21 protein-coding genes and 1 tRNA gene are annotated in these 21332 nt (G+C 30.6%); 11 read left to right on the top strand and 11 right to left on the bottom strand.

Going from position 1 to position 21332, the window contains the following annotated elements; translation table 11 throughout:
* The first annotated feature begins 4 nt into the window (after positions 1–4).
* From rfbC to AMN84_RS00865, 3 genes are read left to right on the top strand one after another with little or no spacing between them, the layout of a single operon-like run.
* Complete coding sequence (gene rfbC / locus AMN84_RS00875) at positions 5–529, top strand: dTDP-4-dehydrorhamnose 3,5-epimerase (protein WP_075482533.1); 525 nt, start codon at positions 5–7, stop codon at positions 527–529.
* 1 nt (position 530) lies between these two features.
* Positions 531–1709: a class I SAM-dependent methyltransferase gene (locus AMN84_RS00870; protein ID WP_075482531.1), complete on the top strand. Its 1179-nt coding sequence runs from the start codon at positions 531–533 to the stop codon at positions 1707–1709.
* The gene (locus AMN84_RS00865) at positions 1706–2413 is read left to right on the top strand and encodes a sugar nucleotide-binding protein (protein ID WP_075482529.1); all 708 of its coding nucleotides are present in this window, start codon (positions 1706–1708) and stop codon (positions 2411–2413) included. Before AMN84_RS00870 ends, AMN84_RS00865 begins: the two co-directional genes overlap by 4 nt.
* A 3-nt stretch (positions 2414–2416) precedes the next feature.
* Here AMN84_RS00865 and AMN84_RS00860 read toward each other — a convergent pair.
* The 3 genes from AMN84_RS00860 to AMN84_RS00850 all read right to left on the bottom strand — a co-directional run bounded on the left by AMN84_RS00860 (position 2417) and on the right by AMN84_RS00850 (position 4252).
* Positions 2417–2493: transfer RNA gene (locus AMN84_RS00860), tRNA-Met, on the bottom strand.
* Positions 2494–2555: 62 nt separating this feature from the next.
* A complete protein-coding gene (locus AMN84_RS00855; RefSeq protein ID WP_075482527.1) occupies positions 2556–3410 on the bottom strand; it encodes a sulfotransferase domain-containing protein in 855 nt (284 codons plus the stop codon).
* A 20-nt stretch (positions 3411–3430) separates the two neighbouring features.
* Entirely contained in the window at positions 3431–4252 is an 822-nt protein-coding gene (locus tag AMN84_RS00850) for a bile acid:sodium symporter family protein (protein WP_256998137.1), read from the bottom strand.
* A 143-nt stretch (positions 4253–4395) separates the two neighbouring features.
* Between AMN84_RS00850 and AMN84_RS00845 the strand changes: the two genes are divergently transcribed.
* Positions 4396–5400, top strand: a complete 1005-nt coding sequence (locus tag AMN84_RS00845; protein WP_075482523.1) for a helix-turn-helix domain-containing protein — start codon at positions 4396–4398, stop codon at positions 5398–5400.
* Here the strand turns inward: AMN84_RS00845 and AMN84_RS00840 are convergent.
* From AMN84_RS00840 to AMN84_RS00825, 4 genes are all read right to left on the bottom strand, one after another.
* Positions 5397–5585, bottom strand: a complete 189-nt coding sequence (locus AMN84_RS00840) for a hypothetical protein (RefSeq protein ID WP_075482521.1) — start codon at positions 5583–5585, stop codon at positions 5397–5399. The two genes, AMN84_RS00845 and AMN84_RS00840, sit on opposite strands and share 4 nt — an antisense overlap.
* 90 nt (positions 5586–5675) lie before the next feature.
* Positions 5676–8120, bottom strand: coding sequence for a GcvT family protein (locus AMN84_RS00835; RefSeq protein ID WP_075482519.1), 2445 nt, complete (start codon positions 8118–8120; stop codon positions 5676–5678).
* Positions 8121–8124: 4 nt separating this feature from the next.
* Positions 8125–9243, bottom strand: coding sequence for an alanine dehydrogenase (gene ald / locus AMN84_RS00830; RefSeq protein WP_075482517.1), 1119 nt, complete (start codon positions 9241–9243; stop codon positions 8125–8127).
* Between the two features lie 8 nt (positions 9244–9251).
* Positions 9252–10592 carry an omega-aminotransferase AptA gene (locus AMN84_RS00825; protein WP_075482515.1) on the bottom strand — a complete coding sequence of 447 codons (1341 nt, stop codon included), beginning with the start codon at positions 10590–10592 and terminating at the stop codon, positions 9252–9254.
* Positions 10593–10771: 179 nt separating this feature from the next.
* Between AMN84_RS00825 and AMN84_RS00820 the strand changes: the two genes are divergently transcribed.
* From AMN84_RS00820 to AMN84_RS00800, 5 genes are all read left to right on the top strand, one after another.
* Positions 10772–11713 carry an ABC transporter substrate-binding protein gene (locus AMN84_RS00820; protein ID WP_075482513.1) on the top strand — a complete coding sequence of 314 codons (942 nt, stop codon included), beginning with the start codon at positions 10772–10774 and terminating at the stop codon, positions 11711–11713.
* 87 nt (positions 11714–11800) lie between these two features.
* On the top strand, positions 11801–12598 hold the full coding sequence (locus tag AMN84_RS00815; protein WP_179850672.1) for an ABC transporter ATP-binding protein: 798 nt from the start codon (positions 11801–11803) through the stop codon (positions 12596–12598).
* On the top strand, positions 12599–14524 hold the full coding sequence (locus AMN84_RS00810) for an ABC transporter permease (RefSeq protein ID WP_075482511.1): 1926 nt from the start codon (positions 12599–12601) through the stop codon (positions 14522–14524). It abuts the gene before it with no gap.
* Positions 14506–15567, top strand: a complete 1062-nt coding sequence (locus AMN84_RS00805; RefSeq protein WP_075482509.1) for a PQQ-dependent sugar dehydrogenase — start codon at positions 14506–14508, stop codon at positions 15565–15567. The genes AMN84_RS00810 and AMN84_RS00805 overlap by 19 nt, the downstream gene beginning before the upstream one ends.
* Positions 15546–16565, top strand: a complete 1020-nt coding sequence (locus AMN84_RS00800; protein WP_075482507.1) for an Ldh family oxidoreductase — start codon at positions 15546–15548, stop codon at positions 16563–16565. The genes AMN84_RS00805 and AMN84_RS00800 overlap by 22 nt, the downstream gene beginning before the upstream one ends.
* On the opposite strand, the gene AMN84_RS00795 is transcribed toward AMN84_RS00800, so the two are convergent.
* Positions 16545–17399 carry a bile acid:sodium symporter family protein gene (locus AMN84_RS00795; protein ID WP_075482505.1) on the bottom strand — a complete coding sequence of 285 codons (855 nt, stop codon included), beginning with the start codon at positions 17397–17399 and terminating at the stop codon, positions 16545–16547. The two genes, AMN84_RS00800 and AMN84_RS00795, sit on opposite strands and share 21 nt — an antisense overlap.
* Positions 17400–17467: 68 nt before the next feature.
* On the opposite strand from AMN84_RS00795, the gene AMN84_RS00790 reads away from it, so the two are divergent.
* Both AMN84_RS00790 and hisD read left to right on the top strand, forming a co-directional pair.
* Positions 17468–18379 (top strand): bifunctional enoyl-CoA hydratase/phosphate acetyltransferase, encoded by a 912-nt coding sequence (locus tag AMN84_RS00790; protein ID WP_075482503.1) that lies wholly within the window; start codon positions 17468–17470, stop codon positions 18377–18379.
* A gap of 23 nt (positions 18380–18402) precedes the next feature.
* Positions 18403–19689 carry a histidinol dehydrogenase gene (gene hisD / locus AMN84_RS00785; RefSeq protein ID WP_075482501.1) on the top strand — a complete coding sequence of 429 codons (1287 nt, stop codon included), beginning with the start codon at positions 18403–18405 and terminating at the stop codon, positions 19687–19689.
* On the opposite strand, the gene AMN84_RS00780 is transcribed toward hisD, so the two are convergent.
* The 3 genes from AMN84_RS00780 to AMN84_RS00770 are packed head-to-tail and all read right to left on the bottom strand — an operon-like array spanning position 19686 to position 21329.
* Positions 19686–20129: a DUF4396 domain-containing protein gene (locus AMN84_RS00780; RefSeq protein ID WP_075482499.1), complete on the bottom strand. Its 444-nt coding sequence runs from the start codon at positions 20127–20129 to the stop codon at positions 19686–19688. The genes hisD and AMN84_RS00780 overlap by 4 nt on opposite strands.
* A gap of 6 nt (positions 20130–20135) precedes the next feature.
* The gene (locus AMN84_RS00775) at positions 20136–20642 is read right to left on the bottom strand and encodes a cupredoxin domain-containing protein (RefSeq protein ID WP_082254941.1); all 507 of its coding nucleotides are present in this window, start codon (positions 20640–20642) and stop codon (positions 20136–20138) included.
* 6 nt (positions 20643–20648) lie between these two features.
* Complete coding sequence (locus AMN84_RS00770; RefSeq protein WP_075482497.1) at positions 20649–21329, bottom strand: alternative oxidase; 681 nt, start codon at positions 21327–21329, stop codon at positions 20649–20651.
* Positions 21330–21332 lie beyond the last annotated feature (3 nt).

Here is a 21332-nt window from a genome sequence, read left to right as displayed (position 1 = left end):
CTTAATGAAAAAGATAAAAACTAAAATAAAAGGTCTTTTTATTTTACAAGGGAAAAAATTCACTGACAAAAGAGGATGGCTTAAAGAGACTTTTAAGGAAAATTATTTTAATAAAAAAATGCTTTTCTCAATCACATCTAAGTCAAAAAAAAATGTTTTAAGGGGCCTACATTTACAAACTAAAAAATCTCAAGATAAACTGATAACTTGTTTAAAAGGAAAGATTTTAGATGTGGCTGTTGATTTAAGAAAAAATTCACAAACTTTTGGTAAGTATCATAAGATAATAATTAGTGAAAAAAATTCTAAATCATTTTTCATACCAAAAGGTTTTGCTCATGGTTTTCTTGGTTTAGACAAAGAAAATATTGTAACTTACAGCTGCAGTAACTATAGAGACAAAAATAGTGAAGTTTCAATTAGATGGAACGATAAAAAATTAAAAATTAAATGGGGTATAAATAAACCTATACTTTCCAAAAAAGATAAAAAAGCAATCTTTGTAAGTGAATATTTAAAAAGAAGATAAAATGATTTTTCTAGATTTAGGGCTTCAACCTTTGGCTAATAAATACTTAAACTTTAATCAAATAAAAAAACACGAAACAAAATTTAGATTACTTCTAGATTTTAATGTTAAAACAAAAATTGTTTCTATTAAAAAAACTTTTTCAAGTAAAAAAATGTTTAATGACACTTATCCTTACAGATCTTCAATGTCAGAAACAATGAAAGATAGTTTTTTAAAATTATCAAATAAACTAAAAAAGAAATATAAAAATAAAAAGATTTTAGAAATAGGATGTAATGATGGAGCTTTTTTGAAAAATTTTGATAACAATTGTTCTTTAGGAATTGAGCCTTGTAAAAATATCGCAAATTTAGCAAGAAAAAAAAAAATTAACGTAATTTCAGAGTACTGGAATACAAAACTTTCTAATAAAATCAAACTAAAATATGGAAAATTCGATATTGTTTACTCGGCAAATACTATTACTCACATTAAAAATTTAGATAATGTTTTTTCTGCAATTAAAAATATTTTAGAGACTGATGGTATAATTATAATGGAAGACCCATCTCTCTTGGAGTGTATAAAGAAGAATACTTACGATCAGTTTTATAACGAACACATATACGTGTTTTCACTAATTGCATTGTCCAAATTCCTCAAAAAACATAAACTTAGAATATTTAAAGTTGACAAGATAAAAGTTCATGGTGGCTCAAACAGATATTTCATTTGTAAAGATCAAAGTAAAATAAAAATTGATAAGTCTGTTGAAAACCTAAGAAGAGAAGAAATGAAATTTTCTTTGCATAAATTAAAAACATATGTAAATTTTGCTAAAAGAATAAAAAATTCGAAAATAAGATTAATTAAAATATTAAAAGAAATCAAAAAATCTGGAAAAAAAATTATTGGGTATGGTGCAACAGCCAAATCAGTAACAATATTAAATTATTGCAAAATAAATAGTTCCATTATTGATTATTTTTTAGATGTTACTCCAGAAAAAATAAACAAATATTTGCCTGGTGTAAAAATTAAAATTAAAAAATATAACAAAAATTCGCTCAAAGATATTCACTATGTCTTTTTAGGAGCTTGGAATTTTAAAAATGAAATTTTAAAGAAGGAGAAAAAATTCATTAAAAATGGTACAAGGTTTATTACGCACACACCTACACCAAGGATAATTAGATGAAAAATTACAAAATAGTATTTACTGGTGGATCTGGAAGATTCGGTAAAGTACTTAGAGATATATACAATGATAAAAATATCTTATTTCCTACCTCTAAAGAACTAGATGTTACAAATTTTGAGAAAACTGCAAAATATTTGATTAAACACAGGCCAAAATATTTTGTTCATGCAGCGGCTTTGTCTAGACCAATGAGTATTCATGAAAAAGAAATTACTAGGAGTATTGATACAAATATCATTGGAACATGCAATGTAGTTAAGGCCTGTAGTGAAAAAAAAATTAAATTAATTTATTTTTCCACTAACTACGTGTATCCAGCTAAAAAAGGAAATTATGATGAAAACAGTGCTATGCTACCTTTTAATAATTATGGTTGGTCTAAACTGGGTGGTGAAGCAGCAGTTCAAATGTACAAAAATTCTCTAATACTTAGAATTTGTATGACCGAAAAACCATTTATACATAGTTATGCCTTCACAAATCTTAAAACAAATTTTATGTTTCATGAGGATTTGGCAAAAGTTTTTTTTAAGCTTATAAATAAAAAAGGGATAATTAATATTGGTGGTCCTGTACAATCTGTTTATAGTTTTGCAAAGAAAAATAATAAAAAAGTTAAAAAAAAAATCTTAAAAAAAGCAACTAGTAATCTTCCATTAAACTCAACGATGAATATCAGAAGATTTAAAAAACTTTTTTAATAATGGTAGCGGGAAGTGGGATCGAACCACTGACCTCGGGCTTATGAGTCCCGCGCTCTAACCAACTGAGCTACCCCGCCATTAAATTATTGTTGATTTATAACACTTTTATTTTTTTGTTGCAAACAACTCAATATTTCAATTATTTAAATTTATCTGGAATTTTAATATTAAGTAAATCTAAGCTCTCTCTTGATAATTCAATTGATTTTTTTATAGTTTCTGAATTTAAAAAATTTTCTCCAAAATTCAAACTCCCTTTATCGTAAAATTCTGGGTAAGAGCTTTTAGCTTTAAAATTTTCTAATGTCGTATTTTCTAATATGTTATTTATAGTTGAGTTATCATATTTACAACCAATAAAATCAAAAATTTTTTTAACAACATCTGATTTTTTTGTGCATAATAATTCATATGTTATGAATAGCAAATTTTCATCCTTTTTTTTAATTTTCTCAAAAATTTTTTTTACTTGAGTGTTCCACAAATTAGATTTGTATATAACAAATTTATCAAGATCTAATTTGCCATCAATTTCTAAAACTTTGATATGACCATATTCATTTTCTTTCTTGTATAATCTATGATTATGATTCCATAAAGATATAGCTCTATCAATTGGATTTCTGAAAATTATTATCGATTTACTATTTATGAAATGATTATTCAAAATATTAAAATTTTCTAATAAAAAGCTATTATCACTAATTCCAACAAATTTCTTATCTCCACTCCTTTCTTCAGCAATACCATTAATTATTTTGATTAAAGCATTGAAATAAACATTGGAACTGACAGTTTTTACTTCTTTTAAACCTATTCTTTCTCCAATTTTTTTTATTCTTGAATTATAAAGCTTATGAACTTTTATAAATTCTCCTAATAAAAAATTAAGATCATCTTCTGACTCACAAGTAATATCATTATGTAAATTTAAGATTCTTTGGAGCAAAGTAGTTCCCGATTTTGCTATTCCTCCACAAAAAAATAAATTCATTATTTAATAGTAAAATTAAATTATTTCGAAGTGATTTTAGTAATATTTATATTACCAATATAAAACATTAAAGCAACGTATTGTATCAAAGCATAAATTGCTATCGGTGTGATATATTCAATCTCATGAAATAATTGTGCTCCAACGATAAAGCCCATTGCGCCATTTTGCAACATAGCTTCAATCATAATAGTTCTTTTTACCCTTACATCTCTTAAGGTGTAGCTGGTGATGAGATAAACCGATGATAAAACTGATATTATTACTACAAAAGCAATTGCTCCCGCATCAGCAAAATAACCACCTAAATTTCCCTGCTCTGTAAATATGGCAACTAATAAAATAATTATGAATAAAGCAAGAGCTGCTCTATCAAATTTTAAATTATTTTGCTCAGAGAATCTTTTGAAGTTTCCCCTAACTAGGATTCCTACAAATGTTGGTAAAGCTATAAATAAAAACATTCTCACGGAAAATTTTAAAAGATTCAGATCAAATTCTACTGACGAAAAGAATGCTGCATAAATCTTTAAAAACATCGGAATTGTTATAAATGATACCAATCCACAAATTGAGGTTATTGTTATTGATAAAGCTACGTTTCCTTTTACAAGTTTGGTCGCATAGTTAGACATTACTGCTGAAGGTAAAATTAATAATAAAAATACTCCAAGTTGAAATTCAGCTTGCATCGGGAAGAAGGAAATAATGATAATTCCAATTAAAGGAAGCATTATCATTTGACATATAAGTGCAACTATAAGATTTCTTGGCTTTTTTAATACCTCAAAGAAATCTTTATAAGATAAATTAAGACCTAAAGAAAACATGATAAAAATCATGCCAAGTGGTCCAACGGTTTTTACAAATTCCACAATTCCCTCATGAGCTTTATGAACGAAAAAAAATAAAATTCAAGGCATTTTTGTTCATTTTGGGGTTGCTAAATCAAAAATTTTAGGATTATTTGCGTAAATAATTAAAAATGTCATTAAGAGAGTTAAAATTTTCAAATCAAATTCAAGAAGAACAAATTAGATCTGTCTATCACAAAAATTTTAATTATATCGTTACAGAAAGATTTTATTTCCAACAACAATGGCTTCATGCTGCTTATAATAGATTTAAAGACTTTGATAAGTATTTAATTTTAATTCATCTAGTACACAAAACTTTTAAAGCATACGGTGATTATCAGATCAAAAATTCATTTGATGAGTTTTATGCAAAAGAAACTTATGAAATACCGAAAATAAATGTAATTGATTTATCAAGGGAATTAATAATTTCAAAGGAAACAACTAGAAGAAAAATTTTAGAAATGGAAAGAGATGGAGCTATTAAGAAAGATAAAAAAAGAATAATGATTAATCGTAAAGGGCAAGAATATCAAAAACCTAAAGACTCGATACGAAACATGTCTAGATTACTTTCAAGATTTACAGAATTTCTAAGTCAAGCAGGTTATTTAGACAAAAAAGTTGAAAACTCTGTTTTAGATAAAAAGATAAGAGATAGTTTTACACAAATTTGGAATATTTTTTTTGAATTTCAAATACCAACTATTGTAGGTTGGAAAAAATTTTTTGGAGATATAGAGACTTGGTCTATCTGGGCTCAGTGCGCTTATAATCAAAATCTTGTAATGAATAAAGGTTTTAAAGAAAATATGAGTCCAGAATTAACATCAGATAATTACGTTGAAAAAATTAATAATTGGGGGAACCAAGGTTTAAATGCTATGACTATATCTGAGCTATCAGGAATACCAAGGCCTACAGCACTTAGAAAATTAAATGGTTTGATTAAAAGAAAATTGCTTAAAAAAGATAAAAATAATCTTTATCTTTTATTCGGGTTGCCAAAATTGGATACAAATACTATTGAAAAAGATGTTACCTTAAAAGCAGTTCGTGATATTAATAAAACTAATGAAGAAAGATTTATTAAAATGTTAACGAAATTGTTAAATTTGACAGTATTTAATTAAAGAGACGCAATTATACCAGTAATCACTATCACTGAACCAATTAGACCGAGAAATAAAAGATTTTCTTTTCTTTCTTTTTTCTTCTCGTCTCTTACTCTTGATAGCAAATCGTTGATATCAACTTTGATGTTTGGCGTTTTTTTAAGCTCTACTTGTTGATCGTAACTAGATGTTTCCCCACTCATGAAGGTTATTTAACACCACCCGATTCGATCTTTCAAGAAAAGCGTTGTTCAAAATGAGTTGTACATTTTTGAGTTTTGTCCAAAATGGTCCTACAAAGAGCTAAGCTTTTTGTCATTAAGAGGTCGGGTGATCACAGATGCAGGGTATTTTTTTTTCTCAACCTCTATTTCAAAGGCTTGTTTATCGATTTGGTCACTTCTTAGACCAGAATTAATATAACCAAATGCTAAATTTTTATTATAATTAAAAGAATAGCAGCCAGAGGTTGTACGACCCACAATCTTATCTTTTAAATAAATTGGTTCATCATGAAGTAGAAGAGGTGCTCCTTCTTTAGAATTGTTCAAAATGAGCATTTTAAATTTCTTATAGTCCTTTTTATCTCGCTTCTTTTCTAAAGCAGCTCTTCCAATAAAATTCATATTCTTTTTAAAACTGACAGCAAAGTTTAAACCTGCCTCAAATTGGTTTTCTTCAGGTGAAATATCGTGGCCCCAATGTAAATAACCACTTTCCATCCTCATAATATCCATAGCATGCATTCCACAAAGAGAAATTTTATAAGTTTTTCCTTTATCCATTAAAATATCAAAAAGTTTTAATGCATTTTCTTTTTTTACATAGAGTTCAAAGCCTAATTCTCCTACATATGAAATTCTTTGAGCCCATACTTCTACATCATCTATTTTAACTAATTTAGCTGTACCAAATTTAAAGTTTTCATTAGAGAAATCGTCAGAACTGATTGAGGAAATCATTTCTCTGCTTTTTGGTCCAAATAAACCTAAACAACAATAATCTTCTGTAACATCTGTTAATTTCACATCTTTAGAAATATGCTTTAAAATATGAAATTTATCATGCTCTCTATTTGCAGCTGAAGAAACAATTCTAAAATAATTTTTTTCAACACAAATAACAGTTAAGTCAGTTTCAATTCCACCATCTGCATTTAACATTTGTGTATATTTAATTTTACCAGGTTCATTTGGGATATTAGCTGTACATAAAATTTGTAATTCTTCATGTACTTTTTCGCCTTTTAAATCGAATTTTGAAAATGGAGATAATTCAAATAAACCAACATTTGATCTAGCATTTTTTGTTTCAAATTCAGCACTTGGATACCAATTTTGATAATTGTAACTATATTTGTAATCTTTATTTTTTTCATCCTTTGAAAACCACATTGGTCTTTCATAACCGCCAGAAACCCCAAAACATGCTCCATTATCTTTTAATCTTTCATGATAAGGAAGTGTAATTACATTTCTTGAAGTTTTATGTTGTTTATACGGCCAATGCATTCCATATAAATCACCAAGTGTTTCAGTTACTCTTTCTTTAATAAAATTAATACCAGAGTGAAATTTTTGAAATCTTTTAATGTCATAACTAAAGATGTCTTCATTAATATGACCGTTCATCATCCATTCAGCTGTAACTTTACCAACACCTCCTGCACTTGCTATTCCAATACTATTCAAACCACAACAAACAAAAAAATTTTTAACTTCAGGAACTTCGCCTAACAAAGTATTCGTATCTGGTGTAAAAGATTCTGGTCCTGCAAAAAACTTTCTAATTCCTGTTTTTTCTAAAATGGGAAATCTTTTCATGCATGCATTTAAGTATGGCTCGAAATGCTCAAGATTTTCTGGAAACTCGCCGAAAGAAAAATCCTCTGGAACTTTATTAGTTTTATCAAATGCAGGAATAGATTTTCCTTCAAATATTCCTAAAAGTAATTTTCCTGCATCTTCTTTAAAATAAGTTCTACTATCAAAATCTCTTATCACTGGTAAATCTTTTGGTACTTCTTTAATTGGTTCAGTAATTACATAAAAATGTTCTGCAGGATATAATGGAATACTTATACCTAATTTTTCTCCAATTTGTCTTGACCACATCCCTGTTGCTAAAACAATATATTCACACTCAATTTTTTCTCCATTTACAACTACACCTTCAATTCTTTTATTTTTAACTAAAATATCTTCAACAGGTGAGTCTTCAAAAATTTTGGCTCCCTCTGCTCTTGCAGCTTTAGCAAGTAATTGAGTTATTCCAGATGGGTCACCTGATCCGTCACCAGGCATTAAAATGCCTCCAAGTAAATCATCATTTTTAATTAATGGAACTTTTTCTTTAATTTGATCTTTATTTAAAATTTGAACATCAACATCAAAAAGTTGAGCAGTTGTTGCTTGTCTTTTTAATTCCTGCCATCTACCTTCTTCTTGGGCAATAGACATTGCGCCATTTAAACGAAGTCCTGCTGAGTGATCTACTTTCTTTTCAAGTTCTTTATATAAATCTAAAGAATATTTTCTTATTTTTGTAATTGTTGCAGAGGGTCCTAATTGACTGACTAATCCTGCAGCATGCCAAGTAGTTCCTGAAGTTAGTTTATCTCTTTCTAAAAGAATAACATCTTTCCATCCAAATTTTGCTAAATGGTAAGCGCAAGAACATCCAACAACCCCGCCACCAATAACAACAACTTTTGTGCTACTAGGTATTTTTTTACTCATCTAATTAATTTTTGATAGCTTCTCCTGCACTAACATATTCATGACCAAAAACATCTGCAACAGCTTTATAAGTCACATGGCCTTTGTGAACATTAAGTCCTGCTAAAAAGTTTTTATCTTCACCTAAAGCTTTTTGATAACCTTTATTTGCTAATTTTATTAAGTATGGAAGAGTTGCTTTATTTAATGCAAATGTAGAAGTTCTGGGAACTCCACCTGGCATATTAGCAACGCAATAATGAACAACATCATTTACTATATATGTCGGGTCTCCATGAGTGGTTGGTTTACTTGTTTCAACGCACCCACCTTGATCAATTGCAACATCAACTATTACAGACCCTCTTTTCATTAATTTAAGCATATCTTTAGTAACTAATTTTGGAGCTTCTGCACCAGGGATTAAAACACCACCAACTAATAGATCTGCCTCAGAAACTAACTTATTTAAATCAACTTTATCACTTTGTTCTGGAATAATTTTATCACCAAACATTTTAACTAATTGTTTTAATCTTTCTTCAGACTTATCAACTATGTGAACTTTTGCTCTCATACCTGTTGCAATAATTGCAGCATTCTCTCCTACTACTCCACCTCCAAGAATTAATACATTTGCTGGTTCGCCGCCTGGTGCACCACCTAACAAAATACCTCTACCCTTTTGATTTTTTTCTAAACAATGTGCTCCCGCTTGAACTGACATACGCCCAGCGACCGCGCTCATTGGTGCAAGTAATGGAAGTCTACCATTATCATCTGTAACAGTTTCATAAGCAATATTGACACTTTTAGATTTAATTAATCCTTCAGTAAGCTCTTTTGCAGCTGCTAAATGAAGATAAGTATAAAGAATTTGATTTTCTCTTAACATATCCACCTCAACTTTTTGAGGCTCTTTTACTTTTACAATTATGTCTGCATCATTAAAAATATCACCAGCAGTTTTTGCAATTTTTGCTCCAGCTTTAGTGTACTGATCATTATCAAAACCTGCTTCAAACCCACCATTGTACTCAACTAAAACTTCGTGACCCTCACCTACTAAAGTTTTTACACTATCAGGGGTTAATCCAATTCTATTTTCTTGTGGTTTTATTTCTTTTGGAACGCCAATTTTCATTTAGAAAATTAATTTTTTTTACTTTTAGAATAATTGCTAATACCAGTTCTTAGTTTTTCAATTATTTCATCAATATGTTTTTTCTCAGATATAAACATTGGTGCAATAATTAAACAATCACCTGTGGCTTTAAAGTTTACACCTGCATCATAACAATGTTTGAAAGTTGTTAAACCTGCTCTTCCAGGTTTTTGATCCATCTTCATATCAATTCCACCCATCATTCCATATCCTCTAATATTTTCTACTGCCTCTAAATCTTTTAAAGACATCAAACCTTCTTGGAAATATGGTGATAATTCTTTTACTCTTTTAAAAATATCTTCTTTTTCAAATATATCTTGAACTGCTAAAGCAGCTGCAACTGAAATTGGAATACCTGAATAAGTATAACCATGAAACAATTCAATTGTTCCTTTTGGAGCTGAGTCCATTATTGTATCGTAAATTTCTTCTTTACTTGCAACTACACCCATTGGAACAATTCCATTTGTTGTAGCTTTCGCCATAGTCATTATATCTGGAGTAACACCAAACTCTTGTGCACCAAAAGCAGAACCAGTTCTGCCCCAACCAGTTATAACTTCATCAAAAATTAAAAGTATTCCGTGCTTGTCACAAATTTCTCTAAGTTTTTGCAAATATCCTTTTGGAGGAACTAGTGTTCCAGTTGATCCAGCAATAGGCTCAACAATACATGCTGCTATATTTTCTGCGCCGAAGTTTGTACATATTCTTTCTAAGTCCTCAGCCATATTTGCTCCTGTTTCAGGCTGACCCGATACAAATTTGTGTTCTGGTAAATGAGTGTGTCTCATGTGAACAACACCTGGCATCAATACACTTGCAAAAGTTTTTACGTTGTTAATCATTCCACCAACTGATGTCGCTCCTATATTCATTCCGTGGTAAGCTCTTTCTCTTCCAACAAATCTGAATCTATGTCCTTCACCTCTAGCTTTATGATAAGCGATTGCAATTTTAATTGCTGTTTCAACTGCAGTTGATCCACATATTGTATAAAAAATTCTATTTAAATTTCCTGGTGTGTGTTTTGAAATTCTTGTTGCTAGTTCAAACGATCCACCAAAACCTTGTTGGAACGGTTGAGCATAGTCTAAAGTTTTTAATTGATTTGATATTGCATCTATAATTTCTTGTCTGCCATGACCTAAAGGATTACAGAATAATCCTGAGCTTGCATCTATTTGAGTATTACCTTCATGATTTTTTAAATAAACGCCTTTTGCTTCTGTTATTAATCTTGGTCTTTCTTTAAAATCTTTATTGGATGTAAATGGCATCCAATGTTCGTTAAGCGAATTTGGTATTGAAGGTTTTTGACTCATTTTTTTAATTCCTAATCTTTAGACTAATTAATATTAATTAACTATAAAAATCTATTATAGCAGTACAACCAAAAATTGAATAGTCTATTTTGACACCCATTCCTGTTAACAACTTCATTTACATTGGATCTATTTTCAACTTAAATACCGCTTATAAATTTAAATAAGGAGAGGAATAAATGAGAAAAATACTAAGTTTTATTCTTGGAAGTATCTTAGCTCTTAACTTGACTATTTCAGTTGCTAATTCAGCTGCAAAAGAAGTTAGAGTTGCTTACTTTTTAGAATGGCCTAGTCCAAACCTAGAGGACATGCAGAAGAAAAATTTTGCTAAAGCTTTAGGTGTACCAGTTAAGTGGACTAACTTCACAAACGGTGGAGCAATGACTGACGCTATGTTAGCGGGAGACATCGATATTTCTTACTCACAAGGTTTAGTACCTTTCATAAACGCAGTTAAATCTAAAGCACCTATCAAGCTTGTAGATATAGCTATGGAATATGGAATGGGTGGAACAACTTGTGTAACTTCAAACGCTTCAGGTATTACAAAAGCTAATGCTACTGAACTTGAAGGTAAAAAAGTTGCTGTACCGCTAGGAACAATGGCTGAATACGTTTTTGATGAAAGTATGAAAGTTGTTGGTGCAGACAGAAAAAAAATGGATATCATTCAAATGGACCCTGAAGAAGGTGCTGCTGCATTAGTAAGTGGTGATGTTGTAATGGCATGTTTGTTCGGTGGTAATTCAATTAAAGCTGCAACAGCTGTTGGAACAAGATTACTTACAGTTCAAGAAGCAAGAGACGCTGGTATCTTAGGAATAGATATTACTTCAGTAACTACTAAGTTCATGAAGGAAAATCCTGAAATGCTAAGAACTTTTATTGAAGTAACTCATGAAGCTAATGACAGATACAGAGCTGGCAAAAGCGACATGAACGCAATGTCTAAAGCTTCTGAAATGAAAGTTGGTGATATGAAAGAAACTTTAAGTGGTTTCAAATTTTTAACACCAGCAGAGACTAAGCAATCTATGACTAAAGGAAATCTTGATGCATTCTTAAAAGGAATGGGAACACCAAGAGGAAACGTAGACACTAGTTTCTTACCTTTATAATCAGAAGGTTAAATAGAATTAAATAGGCGCCAATTTTTTTAATTGGTGCCTATTTTTTTTACACAAATTTTAATGTAAGGTCTTGATATGAGTGATTTAGTTTCTCAAAATCTAAATATGATCTTTAAATCTCCTAAAGGAGAAACTGTTCATGCATTAAAAGATTTAAATTTCACAATTAAAAAAGGAGAACTATTAACAGTTCTCGGTCCATCAGGATGTGGAAAAACAACTTTATTAAATATTGCAGCTGGTTTTATTAGACCTACATCAGGAACAATCACTTTAGGTTCAAATGAAATTAATGGTCCTGGAGTTGATAGAGGGATGGTATTTCAACAAGGTGCTTTATTTGAATGGTTAACTGTTTCTGAAAATGTCAACTTTGGATTAAGAATGAAGAAAAAAGATCCGGATGAAACTCAAAAAAAAGTTGATGAGTGGTTAGAAATAGTTGGTCTTAAAGGTTTTGGAAATACTCCTACTTATCAATTGTCAGGTGGTATGCAGCAAAGAGTTGCGCTTGCAAGATGTTTAATTAATGACCCAGATTTAATTTTAATGGATGAACCTTTAGGTGCATTAGATGCTTTAACTAGAGAAAAAATGCAATCACTTGTTTTAAAAATTTGGAAAGAAACTGGAAAAACAATTATCTTAATTACTCACTCAGTTGAAGAAGCTTTGTTATTGGGTGAAAGATTATATGTCATGGCGCCAAGACCAGGTAGAATTCATAAAGAATATAAACTTCCATTTGCAGAAATGGGTTTAAAAGAAGATTTAAGAGAAATTAAAAAGAATAAAGAATTTTCATCAAAACGAGAAGAAATACTATCCATGATATGGAATATGGAAGAGGAAATAATGGGGAAAGATAATTAAATGTTTACCCAATTTATTACAATATTAATATTAGTATCGATTGTCGGATGTATTCTTTACGGAAGAAGATTAATTCGAACAGAAAAAGTTGACGCTGTATTTGGTAACCCTGAAAGAGCAAAAGGTGGAACGCATTGGATTATTGTTGGAAGTAGTGCGATACTTTTAATTTGGTTATATTATTCTTGGGATATAGCGAAAGGTTTTTATCCTAAATCTGCTAATGAATTATGTCAGGTAGCTAAAGTAAATGAATCTCTTTTAGGTCTAAAGTATCAGTTTCCAATAGAGGAGAGAGAATTTAAAAGTACTTCAATAATAAAAATTGAAAATAAAAACCTTCAAATAATTACTAACGAAATACAAAGCTCCCCAGACTTAAGTAGTCCACAGAAAACAACTTTAGTTGGATTTATCAACGAGACGAGACAGTTAATTCCATTACTAACAAACGAAAATTTAATGGAAACAGACACAAAAATTAAGATTAAAGAGATGACTGAAGAAATAAGACTTTTAACCTCTAATTTTAAAAAGAATGATTACCCATTTGAAACTGATGAACAAAAAAGTGAAAGATTAAAAGCAGTATCTGAAGAAGGTGGTTGGGGTATCACAAAAGTTCAATCTGGTACAGGTTCAATCGAAAATACAATTGAGGTACCTTTAGTTCCAGCAACTAATAAAGGTCTAAAATTTGATGCTGCTGCAAAAGAGCTTGAGATTATAAATGATAAATTCTTTAAATTAAGAAATCACAATCCACAATTCAAAAATTCTATAAAAGCTTTAAAAGATAAAATTAAAGAATACAGAGGTGGCTTAGACGATACAGAAGAAGTAGCTTCTACCTTTGCAAAAAATATTGTTAAAATCGCAAGAAGAATAGAGTTTGCAAGTATCTATCCGCCAAATGCACTCAATGAAATGCAAAATGCAATTGTTGAATTCGATAATGTTCAAAAATCTGAACAAGGTGGATTAAGGTTTGTAGATATGTTTTTATTCCCTGCGGGAACAATTGTATCAAGTGGAACGAGTTGTTCTGAACAGGGTTCTGGAAGATGGTTACCTAAACCATCAGATACTCTTAATAAATTTATCTTAATGTCAAAACCAAGTGTCGGTTACAAAAATATACCTTTACTTTGGATTGACATGATGGATGTAAGTAAAATAATTGGATTCATTTTACCTGATTGGATTGCTGACGTTCTTCCAGGTGAATACCCTATTCATACTAAAGATGGTGTGGTTGAACAAAACTTTAAAGGAAGAGTTCTTAAAGTTGTTACAGGAGATTTCAAATTATTTAAAATTCCTGTTCCTTACGGGCATATTTGGGACTCATTTTTAAGAGTTTTTTTAGGACTTATTTTTGGAATTTTAATTGGAGTTCCACTTGGATTGTTTATGGGTTTAAATAGATTTGCTAAAGGTTTTTTTGATCCTTTAATTGAACTTTACAGACCTGTACCACCATTAGCATGGGCTCCTTTAATCATTTCAGTTCTAGGTATTGATAACACTGGAAAAGTGTTTTTATTATTTATGGTCTCATTGTCAATTATGATTATTTCTGCACGAGCTGGTGCATCTGGAACTCAGCTTTCTAAAATTCATGCAGCTCACTCACTTGGTGCATCTAAAAAACAAATTTTAAGATACGTGATCTTTCCTAACTCTTTACCGGAAATTCTTACAGGAATTAGAGTAGCGGTTGGTATGTGTTGGGGAACTCTTGTTGCAGCAGAATTTTTAGCAGGTACTACAGGAATTGGATTTGTTGAAAATGTCGCAAAAAAATATTTCCAATATGAAGTTATTTGGATAACTATTTTCATTATGGGTATGCTGGGACTATTATTCGACGTTACATTGAGAAAAATAATAGATAAAACTATTCCATGGCGTGGAAAAGGTTAATTCTATTTTTATTTATATTTTCAGTATCTGCTGAAGCACAAGAATTTAGAATAAATAAAATTACAGATTTAGATGCTCCTTGGGGCTCAACTTTCATCTCTAATAAAGAATTATTGATTACTGAGAAGTCAGGAAAAATTAAATTAATAGAACTAGGCTCTGGGAATGTTTCTGATGTAAATCATAATTTAAAAATATTAGAGGACGGCCAAGGTGGATTATTAGATATTCTATATAAAGATGAGATTGTTTTTGTTAGCTACTCAGAGGATCACGGGAAATTCAAATCTACCACTTCTATTGCAAGAGCAAATTTAGATAGAGGAGAATTAAAATTTGACAATATATTTGTTGCTCAACCCCCTATTAACTCAGGTTATCATTTTGGCTCTAGGCTAGCAGTCAAAGATGAATTTCTTTTTGCATCCATTGGTGAAAGAGGAAAAGGAATGATAGCGCAAGATCCAACTCAACATCCTGGAAGCATTATAAGAATTAAGTTAGATGGGAGCATCCCAAAAGATAATCCTAAATTTTTAGATAAAAAAGATTGGTTGCCCGAAATATTTCAAATTGGTGTAAGAAACCCACAAGGTTTAACGGTATCTCCTTTTGATAAAAAAGTTTATGCAAGTAATCACGGAGCTAAAGGCGGTGATTGGTTTGGAGAAATTAAGAAGAGTGAAAATTATGGATGGAAAATATTAGGTTGGGGTGGAACAAATTATAGTGGAACCAAGATAGGACCAAAATGGATGCCTGGTTACACAAAAGCTATTAAATATTGGGTTCCTTCAATTGCAACAAGTGCAATAACAATTTATAAAGGTAATGAATTTAAAGAATGGAATGGTCAAGCATTAGTAACATCTTTAAAAGATATGTCTTTGAGAAAGCTTGATTTTTCTGACACTAAAAATGTGCGAGAAGAAATTGTATTTCAAAATCAAATTGGAAGAATTAGAGATATTCAGGTTCATCCCGTCAATGGAAAGATTTATTTTCTTGGTCAGGATGGTCTATGGTTGATGGAAAAAAACTAAAAAAAATTGTTATCCAAATTTTAAAAAAAAGAGGACTAAGTCTCCCTCATGCATCAATAAGTGCTGATGCCTTAATAAATGCTGAATATGTCGGTGCATATGGTCATGGTATATCAAGACTTAAGATGTATTGTGAAAGAATTAAAAAAAAAGTTATTAACCCAAAACCAAAAATTAAGATTAAAAAAATATCTAACTCAATATCTTTTATTGATGCTAACAATTCAATTGGATTTGTTGCAGCAGATACAGCTATTAAGACTTTAATTAAAAATACAATAAAGACAGGTATAGGATTAGTCGGTGTAAAAAATTCGGGACATTATGGTTTGTCAGGTTATTACGTTGAACAAGCAGTTAAAAAAAATTTAATGGTTTGGTGCTTTACTAATGCACCACCCGCAATAGCACCTTATGGAGCAAAAAAAACTTTGTTTGGGACTAATCCAATTTGTTTTGGAACTCCTTCAGGAGGAAAGGTTCCATTTATTTTAGACTCATCGGTTTCAATGATTAACAGAGGTATTATAAGAGTTGCTGCTAGACTTGGTAAAAAAATTCCTGCTGGTGTCGCCTTAGATAAAAATGGAAACCCTACCACTGATGCTAAAAAAGCTTTAAAAGGAGTTCAGCTTCCGATCGCAGGCTTTAGAGGATCGGGTCTTGCATGGATGGTTGATATCTTAAGTGGAGTAATTACAGGAGCTGCTCACGGCGGAAAAGTCAGAGACCCATTTGATGATTTTAGAGGACCGCAAAATGTTGGACATTTATTTTTAGCTATAAAACCCAATATCTTTATTGGAAAAAATTATATCAAAAGAATAAAAGAAAATATAAGAATTATAAAAAAGCTCCCGCGAGCTAAGGGTTTTGCCTCAATTTCTTATCCTGGAGAAAATAAAGCAAAAAGATTTTCGAAAAACTCTAAAAAGAAAATTAATTTACCGAAAGAAATAAAAAAAGATTTAGATAAATTAATTAGCGCTTCTTCTTAATAAAAAAACAAAAGTAAATCCAGTTATATACATTATAAGAGCATAAGCACCAGTTGGAATTGCATATAATATATCAGAGCCAAAAATTTGTGTAGAAACAAACAGTGCTAAAGTTCCATTTTGTAAGCCACACTCTAAAGCAATACACTTAAGTTGTTTAACGCCTGATGCAAAAATTTTACCAAGATAAAAAGCAATAACCATCATGGTAACATTTAAAAGTAAGGCTATAAGACCTGCTTGTTTCAATAAATTTATTAAGTTTTCTCTTTCTTCATAAAATGCAGCAAAGAAAAAAACTGCAAACAAGACAATATTAAGTTTATTAAATATTTCTACTTTTGACGCCACAAAATTTTCTGCAAATTTTCTTATAATCATTCCTAATATAACTGGCACAGTAACAACTAAAAACATCTTAAATGCGATACCAATCATGGATATATTTTCTGAGATATTGATAATTCCAAACAAATCTGCAGATGTAAAAATTATAAAAGGGACTGTAATAATGCTTAATAAACTTATTACAGCCGTTAAAGAAATTGATAATGCTACATCCCCATCAGCAAATTTAGTCATTATATTTGAGGTAACTCCTCCAGGTGCTGATGCAATAATCATTACTCCAATTGCAATTTCAGGAGGTGTTTTTAAAATTATAATTAGTAAATAAGCAACGAGTGGAAGAATTATTAATTGTGAAATAAAACCAACAATAAAATCTTTAGGTGTTTTTAATACTCTTGTAAAATCTTCAAGTTTTAAACCTAATCCTAAACCAAGCATAATTAATGCAAGGATTATCGGTGTTATTTTTGTTACGATTTCCACTCTTTATATTACCACAAATATGCTCAAATTCCTTTATACTCATTATAAAAACAAATATAAGATTTTTAATGATTTCAGATAAGCAAATAGTGTGTCCTAACAATCTTTTGGATGCAGCTAGCAAAAAGAAGGGTGTGAGCGCAGCGATTGTAAACGCTGGAAAACCCTTGCCTATGCTTTCAGTAATGGACGCTGTTAAAGAAAATTTGATTAAACCAATTTTCATTGGAGACAAACAAGAAATTCAAAAATGTGCTGAAGAAATTAAGTTTGATATTTCTCAGTATGAAATTATTCATGAGCCAGTAGAAAATAATACTGCAATCGTAGCTGCTAAATTAGCAAAAGCAGGAAAGATCAAAATTATTGTTAAAGGTCATATTCACACAGATATATTAATGAAAGAAGTTTTAAAAAGAGAATATCAGCTTTTAGGAAAAACTAGACTAAGTCATATATGGCATATGACATTGGACAAAGAGGACAAACCTCTAATTATAACTGATGGTGCTTTAAATGTTATGCCAAATGTTAAAACTAAAATGCATATTTTAAAAAACGTTATCGGTTTTTCAAAAAGGATTGGAAACAATAGACCTAAAGTTGCAGTCTTATCAGCTACAGAAGAAGTTCTTGATAGTATACAAAGTTCAATGGAAGCAAAAGAAATTACTGAATTATCAAAGAAAGAAAAATTAGATGCTGATGTTTTTGGACCTTTGGCATTTGATAATTGTATTTCTAAAAAATCAGCTAGTATTAAAGGAATAAAGAATATTGTTGCAGGAGATGCTGATGTTCTTTTGGTACCAAGTGTAGAAACTGGAAATGCTTTGGTTAAAATGATGATTTATTTTATGGGAGCGTGCGCAGCAGGAGTTGTAGTTGGTGGGAAAGTTCCTGTAGTTATTACAAGTAGATCGGATGAGGCAGTTGCAAGGCTAGCTTCTATAGCTGCTGCAGTTGTTGCATTAGATTAAGAATGAAATATAAATTTATATAAATGACAATTAAATATTTAAAAAAAGCAACTAAAACAGCTTCAACGGATGACACTAAAACTAAAGAGATTGTTCAAAATCTTTTAAAAGAACTTGAAAAATCAAAAGAAGAAGGTTGCAAAGAATTAACAAAAAAATTTGATAAATATGATGGTGAAATAATCGTATCTAAAGAAAAAATTGAAGAGATTAAAAAAAAATTAGATCAAAAGACTAAAGACGACATTAGATTTTCTTACGATAGAGTTAAAAAATTTGCTGAAGCTCAATTAAAAAATTACGGACAAGACTTTGAAGTAGAGCTTTCAAATGGATTATATGCTGGACAAAAACTAGTACCAGTAAATACAGCTGGATGTTATATACCCGGTGGTAGATATGCGCACATTGCTTCAGCTGTGATGAGTGTGACTACCGCAAAAGTAGCTGGAGTTAAAAACATCATCGCATGCAGTCCACCAAAAGAGAATACAGGCGCACACCCTTCTATAATTTATACAGCAGACTTATGTGGTGCAGATGTAATTTTAAATTTAGGTGGTGTACCAGCGATAGCTGCAATGACTTACGGTTTATTTGGTAATGCACCAGCAGATATTTTAGTTGGACCTGGAAATCAATTTGTTGCTGAAGCTAAAAGAATTTTGTTTGGTAAAGTTGGTATTGATTTATTTGCTGGACCGACAGAGATTGGAATTATAGCTGATGAAACTGCAGATCCTGAAATTGTTGCAGTTGACTTAGTAGGACAAGCTGAGCACGGTTATAACTCACCTGCTTGGTTATATACAACAAGTCAAAAATTAGCTGATGCAGTTATGAAAAGAGTTCCTGAATTAATTGAAGAATTGCCAGAGGTTCCAAGATTAAGTGCTGAAGCAGCGTGGAGAGATTATGGTGAAGTTATTTTGTGTGATACTAATGAAGAAATGGTCAAAGTTAGTGACGATTATGCTCCTGAACACTTAGAGTTACAAACAAAAAATTTAAAATGGTTCCATGAAAAATTAAAAAATTATGGATCATTATTTATAGGTGAAGAAACTACTGTTGCTTATGGTGATAAATGTTCAGGTACTAACCACATATTGCCCACTAAAGGAGCTGGAAAATATACTGGCGGTTTATTTGTAGGTAAGTTTATTAAGACACTAAGTTTTCAAAGAATGACTAAAGAATCTACAAAAGAAGTTGGTGCTGCAGCTGCAAGAATTTCAAGATATGAAGGAATGGAAGCGCATGCAAGAACTGGTGATGTAAGACTTAGAAAATATGGTTATTCCAATTAGTGGCAAGCTATATTAAACTTTTTTAATCTCCAATAATTATAAGGCCAAGGTGTAACAAATCCTACGATCAACATTAACGGAACAACCCACCAAGTTAATATTGCTCCACCTGTTAAAAGATAATCTGTTAAATTCATTGCAACTTCCATACTGATCATAGATATAAAACTCATCCCTATTGCCGTATTGAATGCTTTTTTAAAATCAAAATTTTGTCTCATAAGTATAACTGTTTCCAAAATTATACTTGTGATTAATCCATTGATAATTGCTAAAGTCATTATTCCAAGAACTGGAAATGAAATTTTAGTTAATTGAAAAAATAAGATTGTTCCAAAATCACCAATAGAGCATCCAAGTAAACACCATGCAGTATTTTTTGCACTTCTTTTCCATGTGTGTTTACACGACCAATTAAAAGATAAACTTTCTGAACTCACTAAAAATTATTTTAAGTCTACGTTAGCTACCATTCCAATTTGATAATGGCCAGGCACATTACAAGCAATTTCAATATTCATTGCATTGTCAAACTTCCAAATTAAATCTCCTTTTTCATTTGGAGCTAAAAGAACACTATTACTATGTGAGTGACCCATCGCTTTGTCCATTTTTGCCATTTTCTTCATTTTCTCTCTATCAATAGAGTCAGCTAATAAAATTTCATTCTCAACCATTCTTTCCATTTCTGGCTGGTGTTTTTTATGCATCATTGCATTAGCAATATTAAATTCGTGGACAAGGTTGCCTGCGTTAACTACTTCGAACTTTATCGTTTCACCTTTTTTAATATTAAATGATTTTGGTTCATAATAATTATCATACATCTTCACTTTGATTGTTCTATCTACTTCAGAAAGTTTTCCTTTTGAACCAATCATCATATTTTTGTCTGCAAATGAAGCCGACGTAAAAATAAAAAAAATAGATAGGTATGTAAAAATTTTATTCATTATTAATTAATTCTTTGCCTCTAAATTCTCTTTTGTACTTATTTCTTTATCAGTTAATTTAACTTTTTCTTTAGTTTTTCTCTCATCAATAACGTCAGCAAAACTGTGATTTACATCTCTATGTCCTGCCTCATCATCTCTAATAACTTTTACAACATCTTTTAATGTTGCATGCAAAGGTAAGTTCCAATAATTAATTGCAACTTCTGGAGCAGGTTGATCTTTAATTTTGCCAGTTTCTAATTCATGTAAATATTCTGTGTAACTTCTGACAGCTTCTTCCTCAAAATAACCAACAATTCTATGTGCGGTTCTTTGAGAAACTAAATAAATAATTGCATAAGTAATTATGAAAATAAACTGTGCAATCATTATTACAATTCTTTCTATAAAAGTTGGTTTAGCGATATGTATGAAGGTCATTAAGTGCATTCTTTCGTTTTCAGCTTCATCTAGAAGAGTTTTGATCCACCCTTTGTCATCTTCCATCTTTCTAAGAGATTTTAAATGGATTAACATTCCAGCAACCATACCTGGAACTGCTGCTACAGTTTCTAATACAACAGCTCTATGACCGTACCTTTTCTTAAAAAAAGTATCTGCAAGGAACCTTAAGAATTTTGTGAAAGATAAAGCTACCTTATCACTAAAGTTACTCGGTTTATAATGGCTATCTAAATTACTCATACA

This window comes from Candidatus Pelagibacter communis (genome assembly GCF_001180105.1).
GTDB lineage: Bacteria > Pseudomonadota > Alphaproteobacteria > Pelagibacterales > Pelagibacteraceae > Pelagibacter > Pelagibacter ubique_K.
Note: the sequence above shows the minus strand (reverse complement) of the source record. Positions and strands in the feature narration are given on the sequence as shown.

Bases quoted from the DNA above. Each gene is read 5' to 3' on its own strand.
- AMN84_RS00855 (WP_075482527.1), bottom strand. From the start codon at position 3,410: ATGAATTTATTTTTTTGTGGAGGAATAGCAAAATCGGGAACTACTTTG.
- AMN84_RS00810 (WP_075482511.1), top strand. From the start codon at position 12,599: ATGTTTACCCAATTTATTACAATATTAATATTAGTATCGATTGTCGGA.
- AMN84_RS00840 (WP_075482521.1), bottom strand. From the start codon at position 5,585: ATGAGTGGGGAAACATCTAGTTACGATCAACAAGTAGAGCTTAAAAAA.
- ald (WP_075482517.1), bottom strand. From the start codon at position 9,243: ATGAAAATTGGCGTTCCAAAAGAAATAAAACCACAAGAAAATAGAATT.
- AMN84_RS00820 (WP_075482513.1), top strand. From the start codon at position 10,772: ATGAGAAAAATACTAAGTTTTATTCTTGGAAGTATCTTAGCTCTTAAC.
- AMN84_RS00835 (WP_075482519.1), bottom strand. From the start codon at position 8,120: ATGAGTAAAAAAATACCTAGTAGCACAAAAGTTGTTGTTATTGGTGGC.
- AMN84_RS00815 (WP_179850672.1), top strand. From the start codon at position 11,801: ATGAGTGATTTAGTTTCTCAAAATCTAAATATGATCTTTAAATCTCCT.
- AMN84_RS00805 (WP_075482509.1), top strand. From the start codon at position 14,506: ATGGCGTGGAAAAGGTTAATTCTATTTTTATTTATATTTTCAGTATCT.
- AMN84_RS00865 (WP_075482529.1), top strand. From the start codon at position 1,706: ATGAAAAATTACAAAATAGTATTTACTGGTGGATCTGGAAGATTCGGT.
- AMN84_RS00800 (WP_075482507.1), top strand. From the start codon at position 15,546: ATGGTTGATGGAAAAAAACTAAAAAAAATTGTTATCCAAATTTTAAAA.
- AMN84_RS00825 (WP_075482515.1), bottom strand. From the start codon at position 10,592: ATGAGTCAAAAACCTTCAATACCAAATTCGCTTAACGAACATTGGATG.
- AMN84_RS00850 (WP_256998137.1), bottom strand. From the start codon at position 4,252: ATGATTTTTATCATGTTTTCTTTAGGTCTTAATTTATCTTATAAAGAT.
- AMN84_RS00870 (WP_075482531.1), top strand. From the start codon at position 531: ATGATTTTTCTAGATTTAGGGCTTCAACCTTTGGCTAATAAATACTTA.
- AMN84_RS00775 (WP_082254941.1), bottom strand. From the start codon at position 20,642: ATGAATAAAATTTTTACATACCTATCTATTTTTTTTATTTTTACGTCG.
- AMN84_RS00790 (WP_075482503.1), top strand. From the start codon at position 17,468: ATGATTTCAGATAAGCAAATAGTGTGTCCTAACAATCTTTTGGATGCA.
- AMN84_RS00770 (WP_075482497.1), bottom strand. From the start codon at position 21,329: ATGAGTAATTTAGATAGCCATTATAAACCGAGTAACTTTAGTGATAAG.
- rfbC (WP_075482533.1), top strand. From the start codon at position 5: ATGAAAAAGATAAAAACTAAAATAAAAGGTCTTTTTATTTTACAAGGG.
- hisD (WP_075482501.1), top strand. From the start codon at position 18,403: ATGACAATTAAATATTTAAAAAAAGCAACTAAAACAGCTTCAACGGAT.
- AMN84_RS00845 (WP_075482523.1), top strand. From the start codon at position 4,396: ATGTCATTAAGAGAGTTAAAATTTTCAAATCAAATTCAAGAAGAACAA.